At 65.7% G+C, this 25142-nt stretch carries 16 protein-coding genes; 4 read left to right on the top strand and 12 right to left on the bottom strand.

Going from position 1 to position 25142, the window contains the following annotated elements; all coding sequences use genetic code 11:
• Positions 1 to 13 precede the first annotated feature (13 nt).
• Positions 14 to 1336: a galactosyl transferase GMA12/MNN10 domain protein gene (locus KU887_RS23920; RefSeq protein WP_258255623.1), complete on the bottom strand. Its 1323-nt coding sequence runs from the start codon at positions 1334 to 1336 to the stop codon at positions 14 to 16.
• A 400-nt stretch (positions 1337 to 1736) separates the two neighbouring features.
• Between KU887_RS23920 and KU887_RS23915 the strand changes: the two genes are divergently transcribed.
• From KU887_RS23915 to KU887_RS23905, 3 genes are all read left to right on the top strand, one after another.
• Complete coding sequence (locus tag KU887_RS23915) at positions 1737 to 2879, top strand: DUF2827 domain-containing protein (protein ID WP_062910316.1); 1143 nt, start codon at positions 1737 to 1739, stop codon at positions 2877 to 2879.
• Between the two features lie 782 nt (positions 2880 to 3661).
• Positions 3662 to 4465: an EAL domain-containing protein gene (locus KU887_RS23910; protein WP_058903511.1), complete on the top strand. Its 804-nt coding sequence runs from the start codon at positions 3662 to 3664 to the stop codon at positions 4463 to 4465.
• 73 nt (positions 4466 to 4538) lie between these two features.
• Positions 4539 to 4955 carry a hypothetical protein gene (locus KU887_RS23905; RefSeq protein WP_058903510.1) on the top strand — a complete coding sequence of 139 codons (417 nt, stop codon included), beginning with the start codon at positions 4539 to 4541 and terminating at the stop codon, positions 4953 to 4955.
• Between the two features lie 58 nt (positions 4956 to 5013).
• Here KU887_RS23905 and KU887_RS23900 read toward each other — a convergent pair whose 3' ends face one another.
• The 11 genes from KU887_RS23900 to KU887_RS23835 form a co-directional block, all read right to left on the bottom strand.
• Positions 5014 to 6987, bottom strand: coding sequence for an FkbM family methyltransferase (locus tag KU887_RS23900; protein WP_196433488.1), 1974 nt, complete (start codon positions 6985 to 6987; stop codon positions 5014 to 5016).
• 24 nt (positions 6988 to 7011) lie between these two features.
• Positions 7012 to 8148, bottom strand: coding sequence for a DUF2827 family protein (locus KU887_RS23895; RefSeq protein ID WP_060264401.1), 1137 nt, complete (start codon positions 8146 to 8148; stop codon positions 7012 to 7014).
• A gap of 33 nt (positions 8149 to 8181) precedes the next feature.
• Entirely contained in the window at positions 8182 to 8649 is a 468-nt protein-coding gene (locus KU887_RS23890; protein ID WP_006482018.1) for a DUF4019 domain-containing protein, read from the bottom strand.
• Between the two features lie 26 nt (positions 8650 to 8675).
• On the bottom strand, positions 8676 to 9830 hold the full coding sequence (locus KU887_RS23885; RefSeq protein WP_006495165.1) for a DUF2827 domain-containing protein: 1155 nt from the start codon (positions 9828 to 9830) through the stop codon (positions 8676 to 8678).
• 14 nt (positions 9831 to 9844) lie between these two features.
• Positions 9845 to 10990: a DUF2827 domain-containing protein gene (locus KU887_RS23880; protein ID WP_006495166.1), complete on the bottom strand. Its 1146-nt coding sequence runs from the start codon at positions 10988 to 10990 to the stop codon at positions 9845 to 9847.
• A 389-nt stretch (positions 10991 to 11379) separates the two neighbouring features.
• The gene (locus tag KU887_RS23875; protein ID WP_080331206.1) at positions 11380 to 12042 is read right to left on the bottom strand and encodes an OmpA family protein; all 663 of its coding nucleotides are present in this window, start codon (positions 12040 to 12042) and stop codon (positions 11380 to 11382) included.
• Between the two features lie 121 nt (positions 12043 to 12163).
• Positions 12164 to 20290 carry an ESPR-type extended signal peptide-containing protein gene (locus tag KU887_RS23870; RefSeq protein ID WP_309138189.1) on the bottom strand — a complete coding sequence of 2709 codons (8127 nt, stop codon included), beginning with the start codon at positions 20288 to 20290 and terminating at the stop codon, positions 12164 to 12166.
• Positions 20291 to 21252: 962 nt separating this feature from the next.
• The gene (locus KU887_RS23850; protein ID WP_006490910.1) at positions 21253 to 22155 is read right to left on the bottom strand and encodes a hypothetical protein; all 903 of its coding nucleotides are present in this window, start codon (positions 22153 to 22155) and stop codon (positions 21253 to 21255) included.
• Between the two features lie 95 nt (positions 22156 to 22250).
• Positions 22251 to 22469 (bottom strand): hypothetical protein, encoded by a 219-nt coding sequence (locus KU887_RS23845; RefSeq protein WP_006480563.1) that lies wholly within the window; start codon positions 22467 to 22469, stop codon positions 22251 to 22253.
• Positions 22470 to 22704: 235 nt separating this feature from the next.
• Positions 22705 to 23355, bottom strand: coding sequence for an NADPH-dependent FMN reductase (locus KU887_RS23840; protein ID WP_006490914.1), 651 nt, complete (start codon positions 23353 to 23355; stop codon positions 22705 to 22707).
• A 310-nt stretch (positions 23356 to 23665) separates the two neighbouring features.
• The gene (locus tag KU887_RS23835) at positions 23666 to 23971 is read right to left on the bottom strand and encodes an NIPSNAP family protein (protein ID WP_006490913.1); all 306 of its coding nucleotides are present in this window, start codon (positions 23969 to 23971) and stop codon (positions 23666 to 23668) included.
• Positions 23972 to 24267: 296 nt separating this feature from the next.
• Between KU887_RS23835 and KU887_RS23830 the strand changes: the two genes are divergently transcribed.
• Complete coding sequence (locus tag KU887_RS23830) at positions 24268 to 25056, top strand: GNAT family N-acetyltransferase (protein ID WP_062884962.1); 789 nt, start codon at positions 24268 to 24270, stop codon at positions 25054 to 25056.
• Positions 25057 to 25142: the final 86 nt, after the last annotated feature.

The raw sequence follows: 25142 nt of genomic DNA, 5'->3' as shown, positions 1-25142 counted from the left end.
CGCGGCGGAAGCGTCAGGGCAGCAGCCCGTCGTCGTGCGCCATCATCAGCGCCCGCATCGCGGACCACATGCCGTAGTAATGCACGACGTAGCTGTCCGCACGGCGAAACAGCCAGGGTGTGTTGAGGCTCACGAGATCGGCCACGCCTTCGCCGTGCAACTGCCCGTCGCGCTCCATCGCGCGAATGAAATGCAGCTGGTCGCCGTCGCTCGCATAGACGCTCGAGCGGTCGTGCAGCGCGGCGATCGCCGTCATCAGGTCGCGCAGCATCGCGTCGTTGCGTTCGGTACGGCGAAACGCCATCACGCCCGAATTGAACGCCCACTGGCCGATATCCTGCGCGAGCAGCCAGTCGCGCCCTTCGAGCAGCGGTTCCAGCGGTTGCTGCTGGTTCGCGATCAGCACGTCGGCATCGAGCCACACGACCCATTCATGGTGCTGCAGGTACGCGTGCAGCAACCACGGCTTGAACCAGTTGCCGGTCGCGTTCAGCCCGATCTCGGCGGGAATGTCGCGATGCACGTAGAGCGTGTAGCCGTGCGCATCGCAGTAGCGCCGGAAATTCCGTTCGGCGACGCGTGCATAGCTGCCGATGTTCGGCGTGTACAGCATCATCAACGCGATCGGGCGGCCGGGGTGGTACGTGGTGCGCTCGGCGCGTTCGTCCGGCGTGACCGCCGCATCGTGATCGAACGAGAACATCGGCCGGCCGGCGGCGCGGCAGCGATTGACGTAGGCGACGAGCGTGTCGCGAAAGCGCGGCGTCGCGCCTTTGCGTTCGGGATCGCGCGGCGTGTCGTCGATGCTGATCGCGAACGTCGGGGCGCGGCTCCACATCGGATCGAGGTCGGGGCCGGACGGCATGACCGCGTACAGCCCGTCGATCGGCGTCATGTAGCCGTGCGTATCGATATCCGCGAACAGCGCGGCTTCCGACGTCAGCCTCGGCTCGCTGCCGAGCTTGCAGCGCTGCACGAGCCGCATCACGATCGCCCGCACGTCCGGGGTGTTGCGCCAGATCTGCACGTCGACTTGCGGCAGCGGCGACGCGAACGCGTCGACGAACAGCGTATCGCGCCCCGCCATCAGGCGATCGAGCGCGACGGGTTGGATGATCGCCGCGTCTTCGCTGAGCAGCAGCACGAGTTCGCCGGGTTGCGCGCCGCGCAGCACGTGAAGCAGCGATTCGTAGCGATGCAGCGGTCGCAACGGCAGCGCCTGCGGCATGCCGCAGGCGTCGACGATCTCGTGGCGATAGCCGTGCACCTGCGCGTACCAGCGGTGATTCTCGAGACTCGCGGGCGCGGGCTGGCTGAAATGACTGACGACGATCATCGTGCGCTCCGGACGCCGGGACGCATGCACACGATCCGCGCGGTGCGCTTCAGCGCGGCACCCGATCCGGATACGGGTTGCGGCGAGCGCCGCCCCGGTTCGTCGTGGATGGTCTGGAAGACTGGCGCGGCATCGTATTCCATTCGGTGTGCCCTGTTCTGATCGTGGTGCGGCGAGGTCGTGCGGCGCCCGCTCGAATGTCCCGGGCAAACCGGCCGCCGGGCGGCACGAGTATCGCATAACGGTCGAACGGATTGGCACGGCGGGAGCGGGCGCTGACCATCCCTGACAGTGTGCGGCCGGCGCTCCGCTAGAATGCCGGGTTGCCGCCGCTTGACGCGGGCGGCGCTTCGCGCGCTACACTGCGCCATTCCCCGTTCAACCTTCCATCCCGCCGACGATGACGTCTCCTGTCCTGACCGGCCTGCGCATCGGTATCACGATCGGATTGCGTGCCCCCGACGAAAGCCTGTGGATCAACGGCATCAAGCAGAACGCGCTGTTCCTCGCGAAACTGCTGATGGCGTCGCCGCACGGCTACCGCGTGACGCTGGTCAACACGACCGACGTGCCGCTCACCGATGCGCTGCCATGGGACCGCAGCGCGTACGACACGCGCGCGTTCGCCGACATGAAGGACGCGCTCGACGTGGTGATCGAGCTGGGCGGGCAGATCGACGGCGAGCAGACGGCCTACCTGAAGGCCCGCGGCGTGAAGCTGGTCAGCTATTGCTGCGGCGTCGAGTACATCAACGCGATGGAGTCGATGCTGTTCGGCCGCCGGCTGTGGGATTCGCTGTTCATCAACCGCGGCTACGACGAGGTGTGGGCGATTCCGCAGATCGCACCGTCGTCGCTGCCGTTCCTGCAGTCGCTGCGGCGCTGCCCGGGGCGCGTGGTGCCGTTCGTGTGGGATCCGATGTTCCTGACCGAACGCGCGCGGTCGCTGCCCGAGCACGGCGAATACCGGCCGCGCAGCGAGCCGGGCAAGCGGCTCACGGTGATGGAGCCGAACCACAACGTCGTGAAGTTCTGCGTGTATCCGATGCTGATCATCGACGAAGCGTATCGCCGCGACCCCGACACGATCTGCTTCACGCACGTGACGAACGCCGATCGCCTCGCGCACGACAGCCCCGAGTTCGTGATGCTGATGAACTACCTGGACATCGTGCGCGCGGGCAAGGCGAGCTTCGTCGGGCGTTTCGATACGCCGCTGTTCCTGGCCGACCTGACCGATATCGTCGTGTCGCACCAATGGTCGAACCCGCTGAACTATTTCTATTTCGACGTGTGCTGGCAGGGCTATCCGCTCGTGCACAACGCGAGCCTCGCGCCCGATCTCGGCTACTACTATCCGGACAACGACGTGCAGCAGGGCGCCGACGCGCTGCTGCGCGCGCTGCATACGCACGACGACGACTGGCAAGCGTATACGCTGCGTCAGCGCGAGATCCTCGGCCGTTACACGTCGGCGAATCCGGCGCTCGTCGCCGAGTACGACGCGCTGCTCGCGAACCTGATCGGCGCGCCGGCTGCCTGACGCCGATTTTCCGCGGCGCACGTTCGAGGCGCCGCCTTCCGTCGGGTTTGTCCCGCCCTCATGTCTGACGAAATCCTGCCGTTAAAAAAGAAACCGCCGAACCCGATGAGTTCGACGGTTTTCGAAGGCACGAAATTGACGGCTCCGAGGGAAGTCCGTCAAAAAAGAGTTTATAGGTTAACAAGTCTTCAAGATTGTTAAAGATGTTTCAATTGATAATCTTCATATAATTGAAGTTGGTATTATTGATTGACCGGCACTTGATTCCGTTTCGAAACTTAATAATATCGTTTGAAACATGAAAATTGAATGCTGCGATGATCGAATGGCCCGCCGCAGCGGGTTTTCTGCGGGGCGCGGCATGGGCGGACGCCGGTGTTTCGACTCGGCATATCAAGCACGGTCGGCACCTCGAGGCACGGTATTTATCTGATCAATTGGCGGCACCCCGATTCGCGCGACGAGCAAATTCGGGTAAAGCCGATTCGGATAAAACTGTTTAGGCAAAAAAAGATAAACGATCCGGATTTTGGGATTTTGTAATTCGCGTTGTGTAACCTGTCGCACTGTCGGCATCGCGCACGCGTGGTGTATTTCAAGTAATCGAATATCGTAAAAATATCGAATTTGACGGCGCGCCGAAGCGAACAGTACGCTCCCCGGAAAAAATCGACATGACAGGATGGGCCGGGTAGGCGGCGGAGTGCGTCGAGGTTGGCTCGTTCCGCGTATGTGTTGAGGTCGAGCCGTGATCGGCGGCTCGCCATTTGCCGGAGCGCCGGATGAATGCGGTCGAAGCTCGCCAGGAGGCGAATCGGAAAGCGAATCGCGATGAAATCGATCTCGTGTTCGGCGCGCCCGACGATCATCCCGACCTTGCGTCGGTACGCAGTTTCGTCGAAAGCCGGCTCGGCTTCGCGCACGAACCCGTGTGCCGCGCCGACCTGTCGGGCGGCGTGCTGTACCGGGAATGCCTGGCGCGGCTGCGGTGGGGCGAGCGCGATGCGTTGCCGCCGCTCGCCTTCCTGCCGCGCCTCGAAGCGCTCGGGCTGATGCGCTGGTTCGACCGGTTGGTGGTCGGCCGCACGATCGACGCGCTGCGCGCCGATCCGGGAGCCGTGTACGGTTGCAACGTCGCGGCGGCGAGCGCGGTGGTCGACGACGCGTGGCTGGCGATTTTCAGGCGGCTCGAGCGCGAGCCGTCGGTGGCGGCGCGGCTGGTGATCGAGATCACGGAGACGGGGCCGCTGAACCCCGTCGCCGGCCGGTCGTTCGTGAACCGCTTCCGGCAGGCCGGCTGCCGGATCGCGATCGACGATTTCGGCGTCGGGTTCAGCGCGTTGAACAACCTGGTGGTCGGCAATCCCGACATCGTGAAACTGGACCGGTCGGTCCTGTCGTTGATCAAGCGCAACGCGATCGGGCGCTACCAGTTCCGCCGGCTGATCGCGTTCGCGCATGAAGGGGCGCGGCACGTCGTCGTGGAAGGCGTGGAAAGCGAAATCGACCGGCAGATCATCATGGATGCCGGCGTCGCGTGGGCGCAGGGCATCCGCTTTTCATGGCGGTCGCCGGCCGCCGCGTGATCGCGGCAACGGGCAGGGCGGCGTGCGCGGGATGCGTGTCGGCGGTGGGGACGAATCGCAAAGGGGCGTGGGCATGGCGGGAACGAAAGCCGGAGGCGGAACGGGCACGCAGGCGACCGACGTGCGCGACCTGGTCGCGCTCGCCGAACTGGCGGACATGCTGTGGCAACTGGGCGCCGAATCGACCGATGCGCCGATCGACGTCGCACCCTATCTCGACGGCCTGACGATCGTCGCGCGCCGCATTCAGCGGATGAGCCCGCTCGACGCGGGCGGCCGCGAGCTGGCGGCCCGGCACTACTACGCGGGCGTCATCGCCGGCGCGTGCGGCGACGAGTCGGCGATCGCGCGCGGCGTATCCGACAGCCTCGTCCGGCAATCGGGCGGTGCAGGCCGGCCGGCAGCCCGTTGTTTCGCGCTGCTCGCGCGCATGGGGTGGCGGCATGGCCGCGCATTCGCCGCGCAAAGCGGCGACCGGGTGCTGGTGTAATGCAACCGGCGCGCGAGCGAGCCCGGTGCTGCGGCCCGCTCGTGCGGCCCGTCGAACCTCAATCCTTCCCGAAACCGCCAAGCACCAGCGCCATCGCGCGGTCGATCGCATCGTCCCATCGACCGACGTGCGCGGCGCGCACGATCCGGATGCCGGGGTAGAGCGCGGTGCGCGAGCCGGTTTCCCAGCGTGCGTCCGCTTTCGGGCTGAGCAGCAGCACGGCCGGCACGCCGAGTGCGCCGGCGAGATGGATGTGCGCGGTGCAGGTCGTCACCACCGCGTCCATCGCGAGCATCAGCGCGGCCAGATCGCTGAAGTCGCCGATGGCCCGATGCGGGAAGGTGACCGGCAGGTCCGATTGTTCGGATTGCGCGGACAGGTCGCGATTGAGACAGTACGCGGCGTAGCCGCGCATTCGCGCGAACGGCGCGAAATCGCGCAGGCTGGCCGCGCGATGGAAGCGTGCATCGCTTTCGTCGCGACCGCGCCAGTTCAGCCCGATGCGGCGCGTGCCGGGCGCATGGCCGTCGTGCGACACACGCTCGCGCCACGTGGCCGCATGCGCGGGCGGGCACGTCAGGTAGGGCGCCGGCACGCCTTCCGGCGCCGGCGCGTAACCGAACTGCGCGGCGAGCACCAGGAACGAACACCAGTAGTCGTGGGCGAGATGCGACGTGTCGACCCACGCGCCGTGCGCGCCGACGAATTCGATGCGCGGGAACGTCTGGCGCAGCAGGCCCGTCAGCGCGTCGGGGACGACCACGGTCACGCCGGCGCAGCCGAACGCGTCGAGCGCATGCAGATAGCGCGCGTACTGAAGCTGATCGCCGACACCGCCGTAGCTGAGGACGAGCAGCCGCTTGCCGTGCAGCGGCTGGCCCTGGTAAAGCCGCTCCGTCGCCAACCCGAATTGCGCGGCCGTCAATACGTTTTCGCTGTCGATGGTGGCGCGTGCGGCCTCGTCGCGTCGGCCGGCACGCAGCAGCAGCGCCGAGCGCGCCAGCTGGATGCGCCCGCGCGCCGCGTCGGGCAGCGCGGCCGGATCGCCGAACGGGTCGAGCGCCGCAAGCCCGGCTTCGGGCATGCCGGCAAAGCCATAGCATGACGCGAGCTGCAGCGCGATCGCCTCGTCGTCGAGCCCGCGGCCGCGTGCGCGCCGCCAGCGGTCGATCGCATGCCCCCACTCACCGCGCGATTCATGCTCGAGCGCGCGGTTCCAGTCCGTTTCGGGCGCGTCGGCATCGGCGACCGCGGCCGTCGCTGGCGCCGCGCCGTGTTCGGCCGTCGCGCCGACGGCGAGCGGTTCGCCCGTGATGAACAGGCGCTGCCGGTCCCAGCGCGGGTTCGGCACGCACAGCAGGTTCAGCCCGTCGATCCGGTAGAACGTGTAGTCGAGACCGGCGAACGTGTCGATGATCGGCGCCTCGCCGACTTTCCAGTATTCGATCCAGCACCACGGCAGATGCGCCTCGATCAACTGCCGTGCGCCGCGCAGCGCATCGATCTCCATTCCTTCGATGTCGAGTTTCAGGAAATCCAGCCGCGGCAGGCCGAGCGAATCGAGCCGGACGACCGGCGTCGGCGTGCCGCCCGACGCTTGCGCGTCGACGAGCGAGACCTGTCCGAAGTCGGCAGCCTGCCCGTAGTCGACATCGGGCACCTTCATCGTGCCGTTGGCGGCGGCCAGCCCCATGTTCAGCAGATGGAGATTGCCGAGCTGGTTGAGCGCGACGGTGCCGCCGAGTGCGTGAAACAGCGTGCGCTGCGGCTCGAACGCATAGACGCGGCCGCCGCGCTCGCGCAGCCGGTGCGCGACGGGCACGCAGACGAGCCCCGCGTTCGCGCCGCCGTCCACGGCGATGGCGCCGTCGGGCAACTGATCGATCACGTGCAGGATCGTGTCGAGTTCGCCCTGGATATGCGGCCGGCCGGTCTTGATCAGCGCCTCGGCCTGCAATGCGCAGTGCCGGTTGATGACGAACGGGCCGTGGATCGAATCGATCACGACGAAATTGCGGACGGTCTGATTCATGGGCAGGGGCGCGGGCGAAGGAAATCAGCCGAGCGGGCGGCCGGCGAACAGATGCTGGATCTGCGTGGAATAGGCGCGGACGTTGTGCTCGGCGAGCGTGTCGACCTGATGCAGGCAGCGACGGGCGGCCGCCGCGTAATCGTCGATCCGTGCATCGTGCGTCTGCGCGGCGGTCGCGATCGCACGCGCCGCATCGAAGATCTCGAAGTCCGGATAGTAGTAGCCGACGTCGCGCAGGAACGGCGAGTTGTGCACGAGCGGGTAGTTGCCGTACAGCGCGTCGTACAGCAGATAGTTCAGGCCGTTTTCCCAGTGGTGCGACACGACGATGTCGGTGTGATGCGCGGCCCACGCGACGAACGGCGCGCGCACGTCGGCGGTGGCCTTGCCGTCGCGCACCATTTCGAGCCCGAGCGCGAGATGCTTGAAGGCGACGTTTTCCTTCTTGTCGAACGTGTTGGTCATGTACACGTGCTCGATGAGCTCCGGATGCTCGACGTAGCACGCGTTCGCGGCGAGCATCGGCACGATCGCGCTCTTCACGACGTTCAGGTTCGGCTCGAAGAACGCGATGCGCTTGGCCGGGCCGTGGTTGCGATAGCCGAAGCGCGCCTTCAGTTCGGGATCGGCGTCGAGGCTGCGCTCGATGAAATACGGCGACCAGATATGCGGCAGCTCGATCACCGGCGCACGGTACACGGCCTGGAAATACGCGGCGCACGTGTGCATGTGCTGCGGATTGGTCCAGATCTCGTCGAACTGCACGCGGTGCGGGTTCGGCCGCCAGTCGTTCTTCTCGAAGTTGATCGTCTCGACCGCGATCACGTAGTCGTTGCCGAAGCGATACGACACGCACTTGCCGCCGCGCTGGCGCACGACGTCCGTGTGCGACGGGTCGACGAACGCGTTCATCTCGATCAGCAGGTCGGTCTGGTGAACGACGGCCGACAGCGGCCGCAGCGCGTCGCCGAACGCGTCCATCATCAGCGCCTGTGGATACTCGGTGATGCCGTTGTCGTGCGCGAGCCAGACCTCGCCGATCAACGGCGACTGCTTCAGCAGCATGTACAGGTACACGCAGTGCTGGTTCGCGCCGTTGTACCAGATCGACTGCGTCGCGTCGCGCTGCACGTTCATCGTTATCGCGACATTGAGTTTCATCGGATCGGCTCCGTGGGGCGGGCAGTGCGCGGCTTACTGCGCGGCGTTTTGCGTCTGACGCGGCACGTAGCCCGTCAGGTGCCAGCGGCCGTCGGTTTCGAGGCGAAAGCTCAGCTTTTCGAACATCGTGGCGCCGCTCGCCACCGTCGTCGCGTAATCGACGTTCGCATAGAGCCCGTCGGGCATCCCGGCCGTTCGCTCGTAGCGGATGCGCGTGACCTGCGCCCAGCCGCGATGGCTGACCGTGCCGACCGACTGGCGGGCCTGCTGCATCTGCGCCGCGAACTGGTCCTGCTTGAAGCGCGCCTTGACGAACGGTGCAGCGTCGGTCCATACCGCGCCGTACTGGCCGGCGTCGAGCTGCTTGAACACCGCATCGGAGTCGCGCAGCAGCGTGTCGGCCGATTCGCCGGCGGCTTGCGCATGCGCGCCGATCGCGATCGATGCGGCGGCGCAGCCAAGCAGCCATTTTGCGCGGGTGAGGGTCGGGCGTGCGTTCATGGGCGGGGTCCGGAAAGGGCGGCGCGTCACGCGTCGCGATAGAGGGTGGCGATCGCGTCCGTATAGGCCGCGACGTTCTCGGGGTTGTAGATGCTGACCGAGTCGAGCACGTGCTTCGACTGCTCGCGATACGCGTCGAGATTCGCGTCGTGCTCGGCGAACGCCTGCAGCAGCGCGCGGCCGCCCGCCTGGCAGTCGAAGTCCGGATAGAAATACCCGGCCTTGCCGAGGAACGGCGAGTTGTGGATCAGCGGATAGTCGCCGTACAGCAGCTCGTAGTACAGGTAGTTCTGCGCGTTCTCCCACGTGTGCGACACCACCGCATCGCCGTACGCGGCCATGAACTCGTACACCGCATAGCGGCTTTCGAACGTCGTGATGCCGTGGTTCACGATGTCGAGGCTCTTCGCGAAGTGCACGAACGTCGGATGTTCCTTCAGGTGAATCGTGTTGCACACGCGCACGAACTCGAGGAACTCGGGCTTCGCGCGATACGCTTCCTCGGTCACGAGCATCGGAATGATGCTCGTCTTCACCATGCAGATGTTCGGCTCGAACATCGTCACGCGCCAGCGCGGCTTGCCGGGCTGATAGCCGAACGACAAACCGGCGCCGAGCGTCGCGCGCGCCTTGTCGAACAGCATCGGATGCCAGATGTGCGGAACGATCGTGACCGGCGCGCGCAGGCCCGTCTGGTAGTAGTGCAGGCACGAGCGCTCGAACTCGGGGATCGTCCACACCGCGTCGTACGGCGCGCCCGAGAACAGGAAGCCCGACGGCTTGTCGAACATCGCGCGTTCGATGTCGATCACGTAGTCGTTGCCGACCCGCATCGTGACGACCTTGCCGCCGCGCTCGCGGAACGCGCGCAGGTAGTCCGCGCCGAACTGTGCGCTCATCTCGATCAGCACGTCGCAGCGCTCGAGCGCTTCGTCCATCGACAGCAGCGGCACGTTCCACTCGCCGAGCATCATCTGCGGATCGGCGACTTGTTCGCCGCCGTTCACCATCACGGCATCCGCGACGAGCGGTGACTGGCGCAGCAGCAGGATCAGCAGCAGGCAGTTCTGGAAAATGCCGTTTTCCCACAGCGACTGGCCGGCGCCGCGCACGAACAGCGACACGCCGACGACGAGACGCTTGCCCTCGCCGGGCGCTTGACGGGCATTGGAGTCCGACATGCGTATGCTCCGGTTCAGGCGACCAGACGCGAGACGAACGCGTCGAGGTTCGCGGGGTTGTCGATCGAGACCGACTGCAGCAGCCGGCCGGCCTTCGCGCGGTAGTCGTCGAGGCGTTCGTCGTGATGCAGCCACGCTTCGAGCAGCGCGCGGCCGCCCGCGGCCGAGTCGAAGTCCGGGTAGTAGTAGCCGGCGTCGCCGATCAGCGTCGAGTTGTGGATCAGCGGATAACCGCCGTACAGCACGTCGTAATACAGATAGTTCTGCCCGTTTTCCCAGTGATGCGACACGACCGCATCCGCATGGCGCGCCATGAAGCCCGGCAGGTCGAGGCGCGGTTCGAAGGTCGCCTTGTGCTGGCGCACGAGATCGAGGCTGTTCGCGAAGTGCACGAAGGTCGGATGTTCCTTCATGTGCATCGCGTTGACGACGAACATGTGCTGCACCGCGTCCGGCCGCGCGCGGTAGAACGCGTCGCACGCCAGCATCGGGTAGTGGCAGGACTTCGCGACCGAGATGTTCGGTTCGAGCATCGCGAGGCGCCACGGGCGGGCGCCGGGCTGATAGCCGAACGTCGCCCCTTCGCCGGCGATCACGGCGACGCGGCGCTCGAGGAAGTACGGCGACCAGATGTGCGGCATCAGATGGACGGGCGCGCGCAGGATCGTCTGCAGCATCGGCGCGGCGGTCTTGTCGTATTGCGGCAGCAGCCACACTTCGTCGAACGGTGCGCCGTTGAACACGTGCCCCGACGGTTTCCCGAAGATCGGCGTTTCGCACAGACCCGCATACACGTGCCCGCAGAAGAACGCGGCGATCTTCTTGCCGAGCGCCTTCATGTGCCGCAGCCACTCGACCGGCAATTGCGCGCCCATTTCGATCACGACGTCGAGTTCGTGCGTGACGTCGGCGGGTTTCACCAGCGGGATGTCGAGGCCGTCGAGTTCGAGGCCGGCCGGCAGCGCGTTGGCGTCGCCGCCGTTCAGGAAATAGACGGGGCCGACGCGATCCGAGCGCTTGAGCATCATCGCGAGGAACGCGATGTTCTGGTGAATGCCGTTTTCCCAGATCGCCTGGCCGTCGCGCGCAAACAGCGAGATGCCGACCGCCGGCCGTTGCTTGCGGGTGCCGCCCGCGGCGGCTTCATTGATGTCCGTCACCGGTTGGTTTCCTCTGCGGCGTCATGCGTCCGGGCATCGCGTCGAGCGTATGGCCGGCAGCGGCGCGCCGTGGATCGTCATGGTTGGATTCGCGCCGGTGCGCCGCGGTGCACGAATCGGGCGACGAGATTCGCGCGGGCGGCAGCCGGATTCCGGCGTGTCGCCGGGCACGCCTGGCACGGCGCGCGTCGGGCAGGCTGCCCCGGCGACTGTCTGCGGCGATTGTGGCATGGAAACCGCCGGTTTTGGCAGGACGTGACGAACTTTGACATAGCCGCCGGCCAACGGAAACGGGCGCAGGCGTTGCGGCGCCCGGTGGTCCGGCGGCGTGCCGGCGCGGCGCGGACGGCACGCCGGATCGCGCGGCCGCACGGGCGGCCGCAGGCGGCTCAGTGCTGCAGCCGGATTTCGACGCGGCGGTTGCTGGCGCGGCCTTCCGGCGTCGCGTTGGATGCGACCGGATCGGCCTTGCCGCGGCCCGAGACCGTCATCGAGTCGGTCTTGAGCCCGTGCGCCTTCAGATAGGCGGCGACCGATTCGGCCCGGCGCTTCGACAGCGCGAGGTTGTAGTCGTCGCTGCCCACCGAATCGGTGAAGCCGGTGACCGTCACTTGCGAGTACGTGCGGTCGGCGCGCTCGCTCAGCAGCCGGTCCAGCGATTCGCGCGCGGTCGGCGCGAGCGTCGCGTGGTCGGTGGCGAACAGCGCGTCGCCCGACAGGTTCACGCGTTCGACCACGGCGGCGGCCGGCTCGGCGGCCGAGGCCGCTTCGGCCGGTGCGGCGCCGCACTGGAAGACCAGCGTGGCCGGATCGGATTTGTCGCGCAGCGCGCGGGCCGAGTCCACGGCGCGCACGGGCTCGTCGGCGCAGATCTTGCGGGCGGCCTTCATGCAGGTCTGCGGGCCCGACAGCAGGCCGTGGCAGTCCACCTGGAAGGTGCGCACGCCGTCGCGCGGCTGCAGTTCGGAGGCGCTGAAGGTCGGGCCGGATGCGGTCGAGCACGCGGCGAGGGCCGTTGCGGAAAGCGCGAGCGCAAGAGCGAGTTTGTTCACGGTGACGTCCTTAAAGCTTGGGTTGACCGAGGCCCGCCGCGCGGTGCGCGGCGGGCTCGTCCTGCCGTCGGAGCCGCGGGCCGCCCGGCTGGCGAGCCGGACGGCCGGGCGGCGCGACGCATTACTTCCACTGGTACAGCATGCCGGCGCCGATCACCTTCTGACCGCCGCTGAAGCCGCCGTTGATCGAGGCCTTCAGGTTCTCCGTGATGCGCGCCTGCATGTTGACCGCCATCGCCTTCTGGCCGAGGAAGGTCGACGTGCCCACTCCCATCCCGAAGTTGGCGTCGCGATCGAGCTGCGGGATCGACGCCATCGCGCCGACGGCCGCGATACCCTGCTTCGCCATCTGGTCGGTCTGCTGCAGTTGCGAACCCAGCGAGTTGATCTGCGCCTGCTGGCCCGACAGTGCCGTCGACAGCGTCGTCTGCACCTGCGTCAGCTGGTTCACGTTCACCGCGTCGGTGCCTTGCGTACCCGGCGCGACGTTCGTGATCTGGCGCTGCTGCTGGTCGCTACCGACCGACACCACGTTCGAGCGACCGCCGTCGTTCGAACCCGCGCCGATCGCCACTGAGTTCGAGCCGGCGGTGACGACCGGGACGTCGGTGCCCTTGCCGTTCATGTCGGCCGCGATGCCGTTGTTGTTGGCTGCACGCGTCGTGTTGTTGTTGATCGACGTCGACAACTGGTTCAACTGGTTGTTGATGTTCGTCACGCCGGTCGACAGCGATGCCACGTTGCTGTTCGTCGTGCTCAGGCCGGTGGACAGCGAACCGATGCCGGTCGAAGTCGACGTCGACAGCGAGTTGACGTTGCTGTTCGTCGTGCTGAGGCCCGTCGACAGCGAGTTGATCGCGGTCGAGGTCGACGTGGACAGCGAGGCCACGTTGCTGTTCGTCGTGCTCAGGCCGGTCGACAGCGAGTTGATGCCGGTCGACAGGGATGCGACGTTCGACGCGGTGGACGTCGACAGCGTGTTGATCGCGTTGTTCGTCGCGTTCAGCTGGCTGCCGTTGATCGCGTCCGTGCTCGTGGCCGAGATCCGACCCGCGGCGACGTTCGTGATCTGGCGTTCCTGGCCCGGTGCGCCGACGCTCACCACGCCGACCGGCGAGCCGCCCGCGAACGGGTACGTGACGCCGCCGATCGTGGCGCTCGAGGTGCCAACCGCCGCGGCCGTGACCGAGTTCGCGCCGAGTGCGATCGAGTTCGCGACGTTCGCTTGCGCGTTCGTGCCGAAGGCGAGCGCGTCGGCGGCCGTGGCCTTGGCGGCCGAGCCGTAGGCCTGTGCGCCGGTGGCGCTGGCCGTGGCCTGGCTGCCCAGCGCGATCGTGTTGTCCGCGGTGGCCTGGTTCGAGCTGCCGAGGGCGAGCGCGCTGGCGCCGGTTGCCGTGTTCTGGTTGCCGAGGGACACCGCGCCGTCGCCGGTCGCCGTATTGTTCGCACCCATCGCCACGGCGCCGGTACCCGTCGCCACGTTCGGATCGCCGATCGCGACCGCGCCATCGCCGGATGCCGTGTTGCCGGAGCCGATCGATACCGCCTTGCCGCCCGTTGCCGATGCGTTCTGGCCGATCGCGACCGCGCCTGCCGTCTGCGCGTTCGAGCCGTCGCCGACTGCCACGCTGCTCGCGCCCGCCGCGCTGGCGTTCACGCCGGCGGCGAGGGCATTGGTGCCGGTTGCACCGGTGTTGTCGTAGTTGGCTTGCTGCACGCCGTTGTCGTTGACGCTGTAGTAGTGCGTCTTCGCGGCGTTGATCGCGGTCGAGGTCGAGGTCGACAGCGACGACACCGAGCTGTTCGTGCTGCTCAGGCCGGTGGACAGCGAGCCGATGCCGGTCGACGTCGAGGTGGACAGCGACAGGATCGTGCTGTCCGTGCTGCTCAGGCCGGTGGACAGCGAGCTGATGCCGGTCGAGGTCGAAGTCGACAGGGACGTGATCGAGCTGGTGGCCGACGACAGACCCGTCGAGGTGGAGGTCGACAGGGAGCTGATCGAGCTGTTGGCCGAGGACAGGCCGGTCGACGTCGAGGTCGACAGGGACGACACCGAGCTGTTGGTCGAGCTCAGGCCAGTGGACAGCGAGCTGATGCCGGTCGAAGTCGAAGTCGACAGGGACGTGATCGAGCTGTTGGCGGACGACAGGCCGGTCGAGGTGGAGGTCGACAGGGACGACACCGAGCTGTTGGTCGAGCTCAGGCCAGTGGACAGTGAGCTGATACCGGTCGAAGTCGAGGTCGAGAGCGACGTGATCGAGCTGTTGGCCGACGACAGACCGGTCGAAGTCGAGGTCGACAGCGAGGTGATCGAGCTGTTAGCCGACGACAGCCCCGTCGAAGTCGAAGTCGAGAGCGACGTGATCGAGCTGTTTGCCGACGAGAGGCCGGTCGACGTCGAAGTCGACAGCGACGTGATGGAGCTGTTTGCCGACGAGAGGCCGGTCGAAGTCGAGGTCGAGAGCGACGTGATCGAGCTGTTCGCGGACGAAAGACCCGTCGAAGTCGAAGTCGACAACGACGTGATCGAGCTGTTAGCCGACGACAGACCGGTCGAGGTCGAAGTCGACAGCGAGGTGATCGAGCTGTTAGCCGACGACAGACCGGTCGAGGTCGAAGTCGACAGGGACGTGATCGAACTGTTAGCCGAGGACAGACCCGTCGAGGTCGAAGTCGACAGCGAGGTGATCGAGCTGTTAGCCGACGACAGACCGGTCGAGGTCGAAGTCGACAGGGACGTGATCGAACTGTTAGCCGAGGACAGACCCGTCGAGGTCGAAGTCGACAGCGAGGTGATCGAGCTGTTCGCGGACGACAAGCCGGTCGAAGTCGAAGTCGACAGCGAGGTGATCGAGCTGTTAGCTGACGACAGCCCCGTCGAGGTCGAGGTCGAGAGCGAAGTGATCGAGCTATTAGCCGACGAGAGGCCGGTCGAAGTCGAGGTCGACAGCGAGGTGATCGAGCTATTAGCTGAAGACAACCCCGTCGAAGTCGAAGTCGACAGCGACGTGATCGAGCTGTTAGCCGACGAGAGGCCGGTCGAGGTCGAAGTCGAGAGCGACGTGATCGAGCTGTTAGCCGACGAGAGGCCGGTCGAGGTCGAGGTCGACAGCGACGTGATGGAGCTATTGGCCGACGACAGACCCGTCGAGGTCGAGGTCGAGAGCGACGTGATCGAGCTATTGGCCGACGACAGACCGGTCGAGGTCGAAGTCGAGAGCGAGGTGATCGAGCTATTCGCGGACGACAAGCCCGTCGAAGTCGAAGTCGAGAGCGAGGTGATCGAGCTATTGGCCGACGAAAGACCGGTCGAGGTCGAGGTCGACAGCGAGGTGATCGAGCTGTTCGCGGACGAAAGGCCAGTCGAGGTCGAAGTCGAGAGTGACGTGATCGAGCTGTTAGCCGACGACAGGCCCGTCGAGGTCGAAGTCGAGAGCGACGTGATCGAGCTGTTGGCCGACGACAGACCGGTCGAAGTCGAGGTCGACAGCGACGTGATGGAGCTATTGGCCGACGACAGGCCGGTCGAGGTCGAGGTCGAGAGTGACGTGATCGAGCTGTTAGCCGACGACAGGCCCGTCGAGGTCGAGGTCGACAGCGAAGTGATCGAGCTGTTAGCCGAGGACAGACCCGTCGAAGTCGAGGTCGACAGCGACGTGATGGAGCTGTTAGCCGACGACAGGCCCGTCGAGGTCGAGGTCGAGAGCGACGTGATCGAGCTGTTAGCCGAGGACAGACCCGTCGAAGTCGAGGTCGACAGCGACGTGATGGAGCTGTTAGCCGACGACAGACCGGTCGAGGTCGAAGTCGACAGGGACGTGATCGAACTGTTAGCCGAGGACAGACCCGTCGAGGTCGAAGTCGACAGCGAGGTGATCGAGCTGTTCGCGGACGACAAGCCGGTCGAAGTCGAAGTCGACAGCGAGGTGATCGAGCTGTTAGCTGACGACAGCCCCGTCGAGGTCGAGGTCGAGAGCGAAGTGATCGAGCTATTAGCCGACGAGAGGCCGGTCGAAGTCGAGGTCGACAGCGAGGTGATCGAGCTATTAGCTGAAGACAACCCCGTCGAAGTCGAAGTCGACAGCGACGTGATCGAGCTGTTAGCCGACGAGAGGCCGGTCGAGGTCGAAGTCGAGAGCGACGTGATCGAGCTGTTAGCCGACGAGAGGCCGGTCGAGGTCGAAGTCGAGAGCGACGTGATGGAGCTATTGGCCGACGACAGACCCGTCGAGGTCGAGGTCGAGAGCGACGTGATCGAGCTATTCGCGGACGACAGGCCCGTCGAGGTCGAGGTCGACAGCGACGTGATGGAGCTATTGGCCGAAGAAAGACCCGTCGAGGTCGAGGTCGAGAGCGACGTGATCGAGCTATTGGCCGACGACAGACCGGTCGAGGTCGAGGTCGACAGCGAGGTGATCGAGCTATTCGCGGACGACAGGCCCGTCGAAGTCGAAGTCGAGAGCGACGTGATCGAGCTATTTGCGGACGACAGGCCGGTCGAGGTCGAAGTCGACAGCGACGTGATCGAGCTGTTGGCCGACGACAGGCCGGTCGAGGTCGAAGTCGACAGCGAGGTGATCGAGCTGTTGGCCGACGACAGACCCGTCGAGGTCGAGGTCGAGAGCGACGTGATCGAGCTGTTAGCCGACGACAGGCCGGTCGACGTCGAGGTCGACAGCGAAGTGATCGAGCTGTTGGCCGACGACAAACCGGTCGAAGTCGAGGTCGACAGAGACGTGATCGAGCTGTTGGCCGACGACAGGCCGGTCGAGGTCGAGGTCGAGAGCGACGTGATCGAGCTGTTAGCCGACGACAGACCGGTCGAGGTCGAAGTGGACAGCGACGAAATGGCGCTGGTCGCAGTACCGACTTGCTGGGCGACCGAATACAGTTGGCTGCCGTTGATCGCGTCGGTACTGGTGGAGGTCACTTGACCCGCGGCGACATTGGTGACTTGTCGTTCCTTGCCGGCATCACCCACGCTGACGACGCCGACTGGCTTGGCGCCAGCGAATCCGCTGAACGTCACGCCGTTGACGGTCGCGCTGCTCGTGGGCGTTGCCGCGACGGTCTTCGAGTCGGCGCCAAGTGCGACGGAGTCGTCTGTGCTGGCGACCGCCCCGAGGCCGATGGCGACGGAGTTGATCGTGCTGGCGACGGCGCCCGAGCCAATGGCGACAGCGTCGGTGCCCGTTGCGGTGCTGTCGGCGCCGGTCGAGTTCGCGTGGAAGTACTTGATGCCCTGGCTGTTGATGTTGTTGATCGCCGAGCCGACGCTGTTGGCGGTCGACGTCGTGCCGTTCGCGTTGTATGTGGTGTACGACGGGGCCGAAACCTTGCCTGTCGTCGGGTCGTACGTCGAACCGCCGCCAAGTGCCGAGGCGGTGCTGCTGCCGAGGTTGTCCGTCTTCGTCGAGACCGTGCTCAGGCCGGTGGACAGCGAGTTGATGCCGGTCGAGGTCGAAGTCGACAGCGACGAGATCGAGCTGTTAGCTGACGAGAGGCCGGTCGACGTGGAAGTCGAAAGCGACGTAACCGAGCTGTTTGCCGAGCTGAGGCCGGTGGACAGCGAGTTGATGCCGGTCGAGGTCGACGTGGACAGCGACGAGATCGAGCTGTTAGCCGACGAGAGGCCGGTCGACGTGGAAGTCGAAAGCGACGTAACGGAGCTGTTAGCCGAGCTGAGGCCGGTGGACAGCGAGTTGATGCCAGTCGAGGTCGACGTGGACAGCGACGAGATCGAGCTGTTAGCCGACGAGAGACCGGTCGACGCGGAGGTCGAAAGCGACGTAACGGAGCTGTTTGCCGAGCTGAGGCCGGTGGACAGCGAGTTGATGCCGGTCGAGGTCGACGTGGACAGCGACGAGATCGAGCTGTTAGCCGACGAGAGGCCGGTCGACGTGGAAGTCGAAAGCGACGTAACGGAGCTGTTAGCCGAGCTGAGGCCGGTGGACAGCGAGTTGATGCCAGTCGAGGTCGACGTGGACAGCGACGAGATCGAGCTGTTAGCCGACGAGAGACCGGTCGACGCGGAGGTCGAAAGCGACGTAACGGAGCTGTTTGCCGAGCTGAGGCCGGTGGACAGCGAGTTGATGCCAGTCGAGGTCGACGTGGACAGCGACGAGATCGAGCTGTTAGCCGACGAGAGGCCGGTCGACGTGGAAGTCGAAAGCGACGTAACGGAGCTGTTTGCCGAGCTGAGGCCGGTGGACAGCGAGTTGATGCCGGTCGAGGTCGACGTGGACAGCGACGAGATCGAGCTGTTGGCCGACGAGAGGCCGGTCGACGTGGAAGTCGAAAGCGACGTGACCGAGCTGTTAGCCGAGCTGAGGCCGGTGGACAGCGAATTGATGCCGGTCGAGGTCGACGTGGACAGCGACGAGATCGAGCTGTTAGCCGACGAGAGGCCGGTCGACGTGGAAGACGACAACGACGTAACCGAGCTGTTAGCCGAGCTGAGGCCGGTGGACAGCGAGTTGATGCCGGTCGAGGTCGACGTGGACAGCGACGAGATCGAGCTGTTAGCCGACGAGAGGCCGGTCGACGTGGAAGACGACAACGACGTAACGGAGCTGTTAGCCGAGCTGAGGCCGGTGGACAGCGAATTGATGCCGGTCGAGGTCGACGTGGACAGCGACGAAATCGAGCTATTAGCCGACGACAGACCCGTCGAAGCCGACGTCGACAGACTCGTGATGCTCGACGTCGTCGTGCTCGCAACCGAATAGAGCTGGCTGCCGTTGATCGCGTCGGTGCTGGTGGCCGTGACGAGGCCCGCCGCGACGTTCTGGATACGGCGTTCCGAGCCCGACTGCCCGACGCTGACGACACCGCCCGCCGAATTGGCGCCGGCGAAGTTGCCGAACGTCTGACCGCCGATCGTGGCGCTGCTGACCGTGGTGGTGCCGCCGGACGTCGCCGTTGCCGCACTGGTCGTCAGCGCGTTGTAGCCGAGGGCGACCGAGTTTGCGACGCTCGCGGTCGAATTCGAACCGAGTGCCGTGCCGTAGCTTCCGGACGCCACGGCTGCCGCGCCGACGGCGACCGCGCCGGCGCTGCCGCTGGCCGTCGAGCCGTTACCGAGCGCGAGTGCGTCCGTGCCGGTAGCCAGCGACTTGGCGGCGAAGCTGCCGGCGTTACCGAGCGCGATCGCGCCGGTGCCGTTCGCGGTCGCGGCGTTGCCGATGGCGATCGCGCCGTTGGTGCCCGTTGCCGACGCCGAGCTGCCGATTGCGACGGAGCTGTTGGTTGCCGTGCTGCTGTTGCCGAGCGCGACGGAACCCGTGCCGCTCGCCGAGTTGCTGTTGCCGAGCGCGATGGCGCCGGAGCCGTTCGACGTGTCATTTGCGCCGATTGCCAGCGCACCCGTGCCGGTGGCGCTGTTCGGATCGCCGATCGCAACGGCGCCGTCGCCGGTCGCGACCTGGCCTCGGCCGATCGCGACCGCGCCGCCGGCGGCCGTGGCGCCGTTCGCGGTGGTACCGGACGAGCCGATCGCCACGTTCCGGCCCGTTGCGCCGGAGACGACGCCGTCGCCTTGCGCGATGCCGTACGCACCATTGACGGTCGCACCGCGACCGACTGCGATCCCCGACGTGGCGGTCGACGCGACGGACGATTGCCCGCCGATCGCGATACCGTCCGAGGCGGCCGATTGAGCGCCCTTCGTTGCGTTGCTGCCGATGGCGATCGAACCCGCACCCGAGGCGAGCGTCGAGTTGGCCTGCGACAGCGGCGTCGTACCGTCGCCGCCCGCGCCGCCGATCGCGACCGAGTTCAGCGCGCTGGCCGTCGAACCGAAGCCGAGGGCGGTTGCGGCGGCGCCGCTGGCGGTGGTTTCGAGACCGGCCGCGACACCCCAGAGGCCGGCCGACGATTGCATGCCGGTGGCGACGGCGCCGTTGCCGGTCGCCTGCGCGAACGAGCCGTATACCGTGACACCGGTCCAGCCATTGCCGTTGGAGTTACACCCGGCTACGACCGAATACGTTCCGGAGCCATCGGCGGCCTGGTTTTGCGTGCCACCCGGGTTGACGCGGCCGACCGCGCCGTTGCTGCCCGTGAAGCAGGTCTGCTGTGTGTTGAGCGTGTTGGCCTCGGCCAAGCCGGGCAGGCTGATCGCCAGCGCCGCGACTGCTGCCACCACGACGGCCGACTTGTTCGGCTTGCCCCGTGCCGAATCGATTTCCGATGCCGCGACCCAGGCGCCAAGCGCTTCGTTCCAGATCGAGCGGTATGTGCGGTTCATGTCCTGCTACCTCCAAATGTGCACGCCACACACCGGTCTCTTTGGTTAGAGGATTACTCCGTGCGCTCGCGCGAATCTCAAAATTGATGGGCGGAGTTTATTGGAGGAGGATTTTAGAGATTGACAAACAGTGATAAATGAAACGTTCGGAAAGTTAAAGAATGGTTAATGCATCGCTTTTTGATGTATTGGGGAAGAATGTATTTGAAAGATGCAAGAATGTGTCTTGTAGGGTTTGAATTTTTCTGGCGAGGAGCATGATTTCATATAAAAATCAACGACTTATAGAAGTTGTGTGCGATGGGTAACAGATCGCATCGCCTCAAAAGTAAGACAAATGAAATAGCAAACGTTTGCGCAGCCCTGCATTCTTTCATTTCCGTAAGGATTGTTTGGCTATGATGAGATAATATCTTTGCCTAATTATTAACTTGTTAAATGTTTTGTGTGAATTGAATTGGTTTTTGTATTTAGAGATTATTTTATAATCGAATTTACCTGGCATGACGCGCATTGGGTTGTGCCGATCTGCGCATCCCGCCCGGCGCGGGGGCCCGTGCGACGGGCGTTCCGGGCCGCCCGGCCCATCGAAGTTGTAAAAAATTGCTACAGGGCAACAAATGAAACAATTCGCGTCAATTTATCGGATTTGTCCTATTGACGAGCGCGTTGTAATCGGTGTTAAGGCGGAATCGGTACGCACGCCGGAAGTCGGGCAGGCAGGGGGAGCGGCTGTTTCGCGGGGTGTGTCGACAGGTCGTCAAAGACCGCAGGTCGGCGTCGGGTCGGCGGCGGCCGAAATGTCAGATGGAGGGTGCGGCAATTTGTCCGTCATGCCGTCGGCGGCTCGACGTGTCGAAGAAAAATAGGGATTGATCGAATGTGTCGCGCACGCCACATTCGGTCCACGGGCGTGGACCCAACCGGGGGCTTGCCGCATGACCGGCGGCAAGCCTTCGACTTCACTTCTTCAGAAACCGCAGCGCGAACCGCGCCATCCGCGGCACGAACATCGGGCGCAGCAGGCGCTTGTCGTATCCGGCCATCCGCCGGTCGTTCTCCGCGAGACACAGCTCGATCAGCTCGCGCGGGTTCAGCGCATCGCCGATGTCGGCGGTGCCGGTAGCCGGGAAATTCGCGTCACGCGCGGCGCCGTCGGCATCGATGCCGCGCGCGATGCTCATGCGGTCGCGGATCAGTTGCACCCACACGGCCGCCACGCGGGCGAAGAACCACGGCCGGCGCCACCACGGCATCGTGCGCCAGTACCACGCGTACCAGTTCACGAAGAACAGGATGTGGCGGCCTTCTTCCTGGATCACGGGCTCGAAGGTTTCGACCAGTTCGGGCGGGAAATAGCCGGAGCGCTGCGCGGAGCGGAACAGGCCGAACGCGAAAAAGCTGTCGATGCATTCGCTGAAGCCCGTCATCATCCACGACCATTCGGGGTCCTTCGGTGCCGGATAGGGCGGCTCGGGCGCCAACTGGATGCCGTACGCCTCGACGAGCTTCGACAGCACGACCTTGTGGCGGGCTTCCTCGCCGCCGTCCATCTCGAGCGCGCGGCGCAGCAGCGGATCGTCGACCGTCGCGGCGTAGGTCGCCACGCGGATCGACGCGCGGCCTTCGGTTTGCACCGCGATGTCCCAGATCGGCAGCGACGTGAGCCGCCTGAGTTCGGCCGGCTGGAGTGCCGGCCAGTCGATCACGGCCGGCTTGTACGGGTTGTGTGTGTCGAGCAGCATCCGACAGAACATCTGCTTGTGCGCATCGGAACCGATCCGGACCGAACCTTGCCTCTCGAAGGTCCAGTTGCGCATCGCGTGATCTGCGGCTGCATGCTCTTCCTGCAGCGTGTCAGTCATGGCTATTGTTATGCGATTACGGATCGAAAGATTCTTGCACAGCTTCCGTCATCGCGTATTTTCGAGCGGCCATGGGCACGCCGGCCCCGCGGATGTCACGCGTTCGTGTCGACCCAGAGGCGGCCCCAGCGCGACGCGTAGGCGAGGGCGTGTTCTTCCTCGAAGAAGAAATCGATGGCGTCGAACGACACGGAGCGCGGCGACGGCCCGCCGCTCGCGCGTTCGATGGTCAGGTTGGCGGCGAACAGCCCGTTCGGCAACCGGGCGGCAGCGGGAGCGACTTCATAGCCCTTGTAGCGGATCGTACGGTTCATGGCGTGCGCGGAAAAAGTTCGGACTTTCAGCGTACGAAAACCTGCCGGCGGCGTGAACCAATCTTTCGGCCAATGCAAATCACGCGGCGGGCTGAATCGTTATCGGGGTGGTACGCGGAAACGGTATGTGCGAGGGGCGAAGACGGCGCGTCCGGCACATCGCCATGCGCGGGAAGACGCGCCGCGCGGCCCCGTCGAATCTTGTCGATCAGGGCCGCGCGGCGGAATGCGGAGGTTACTGGTTGGCGACCTTCAGTACGGGCGCGAGCGCATCGACCGAGGCCGCGTGCGAGGCCGCACGATGCGACGCGAACGCGAGCGCGAATTCGGCCGCTTGCGCGCCGACCGTCTCGAGCTGTGCCACCACCTTCGGATCCGAGCAGCTGTCGGCGCTTTCGAAGCGCGTTTCCAGCGTGTTGACGGTTGCGCCGAACGGCGTCGGCCAGCCGCGCAGCGCATGAACGATCGAGCGCAGCGACGTCAGCACGGTGCCGGCCGCCTGCCAGCCGTACGCGGTGACGATCAGGCCGACCGCGCGGCCGTCGAGATACGGGCGTTCGTCCGCGCGCAGTTCCTCGAGCGTGTCGAGCGCGTTCTTCACGAGACCGGACACGCCGCCGTGATAGCCGGGCGTCGCGATGATGATCGCGTCGGCCTGGCGCACGGCGTCGATCAGCTCGCGCTGCGCGTCGGTCAGCGTTTTGTGTTCGGGGGCGTAGTGCGGCAGCGTATGCAGGAACGGGCCGTCGAACAGGCGCGTGCGTGCGCCGGCGGCCTGCGCGCCGCGCAGTGCGAACGACAGTGCGCGTTCGGTGGACGATGCGGCTCGGGTGGTCCCGCCGATGCCGACGACGAACGGGCGGCGGTGTTGATCGAATGCAGTCAAGGGGCGCTCCTGGGATTGGCTTGCCCGGCTAAGCACAGGCTTAAAACCAGATGGTAACGACCCCGTCGCCACTCTGAAAACGACTTTTCGTTCTATCGATATGCCGCGTGGCGGGGGCAATCGTGTGCGCGGCCGCGCAGATCGATAGCAGAAATGCTTGGTTGGGACGGTGCGCCACGGTCGATAAGATGGACTCGTCTCCTCCATGATGTCTCTACTGACATGGGTTGGCCCCGCCGCGCGGATGCAGGCGGGGCTTTTTTTCGTCCTCGACCGGAAAACGGGGTGCGATGCGCGGCGGCGCGGCCCGTTACTCGAACACCGGCCGGAAGAAGCTGCGCTCGTAGCTGACGATGCAGCGCGTTTCCTCCGCGTAGCGGAACGCGGCCTGGCAGGCCGGATCGTCCTTCGAGCGTTCGCGGTAACGCTCGTATTCGGCGAGGCTCGGGAACGAGAACATCGCGAGCGCGATGTTGCTCGCGCCTTCGGACGGCAGGAAGTAACCGTGATGCGTGCCGCCGAACTGCTCGACGAGCGGAATCCACATCTTGCCGTAGGTTTCGAATTCGACGAGTTTGTACGGATCGACGACGTAGCGAAGGAAGCAGGTGATCATGGGCGCTCGCGATGCGGTGACGGAGCAGCGAGTCTGGAGTGTGGGATGGCACGTGTCAACGGCGTGCGCGCCGGGGACGGGCCTCGCCGCGCGACTTCATGGCGTGCTCGGTTGCTTGCGCGAACAACGACCGGTGCTTCGATGCGTTCGCCAAGACGCGCACGCTGCATCGGAACGCACCGTCTCCACCACGTCCTCCGCCACCCGCGCTACCCCGGGATTTTTACGACATTTTTTCTTGCGACGGCTGCCGGCGCGCTCCTAGACTTCGTGCATCTTCACCACGGAGCCTGGCCATGTCGATACCCTGGAACGCGATCGCCGAACGCACCCCTGCCGCACCGCCTTTGGTGTGTGCCGATCGGGTGATCGTCCGGCGTTTCGATCCGGCAGTCGACAGCTATGCACAACTCACGCCGATGCTGCACCGCGCGTTCGCGCGGCTCGGTGCGATGGGGCTCAACTGTACGTGCGTCGATCAGGACGAAGACGTCACGCGCCGCCGCGCGGAAGCGGGCGAATGCTATGTCGCCGTGTGCGGCGGGCGTGTCGTCGGCACGGCCACGCTGTATGCGACCGATCCGTCGTCGGCCTGCTCGTTGTACCGGCGCGAAGGCGTCGCGAGCGTGCGTCAGGTGGCGGTGGACCCGGCTTGCCAGAGCCGCGGGATCGGCGCGTTGCTGCTGTCGTTCGCCGAGCAGTGGGCCGCGTTGCGCGGCTATGCGCTGCTCGCGCTGGATACGCCGCATCCCGCTGCGCACCTGCTGGCGTTCTATGGCGCGCAGGGTTTCGAGGTGGTCGACGTGATGCGTTTCTCCGGCAAGTGCTACGACAGCGCGATCCTGTGCAAACGGCCCGTTGCACGTGCGGCACGCCGCGTGTTGCCGGCAGCGCGGCTGGCTGCGCGCGTGGCGGCGGTGCGGCGTGTCATGCAGGCGTGGGCGCCGCGCATCGTCGCGATGGCCCGGCGCGAGTCGGGCTGGCGTCGCGCCGGACGTTTCGCGGCGCGCCGAGCGGCCGGTGCGGCCAGTCGTCGGTCGTCGCCGTGGCGGCCGCGTCAGCACGGCCGCTTCGTGGCGCGATAGCGGCGGGCAGGGCGCCTGCTCGTGCCGCAGGCGCGTCGCGTGGCCTTCCCGCGAAGACGGGGCGCGGATCGCTCGATGAACCGGTG

The organism is Burkholderia sp. EMB26 (assembly GCF_024730645.1).
Classification (GTDB): domain Bacteria; phylum Pseudomonadota; class Gammaproteobacteria; order Burkholderiales; family Burkholderiaceae; genus Burkholderia; species Burkholderia cenocepacia.
This window is presented reverse-complemented; position numbering and strand designations above follow the sequence as displayed.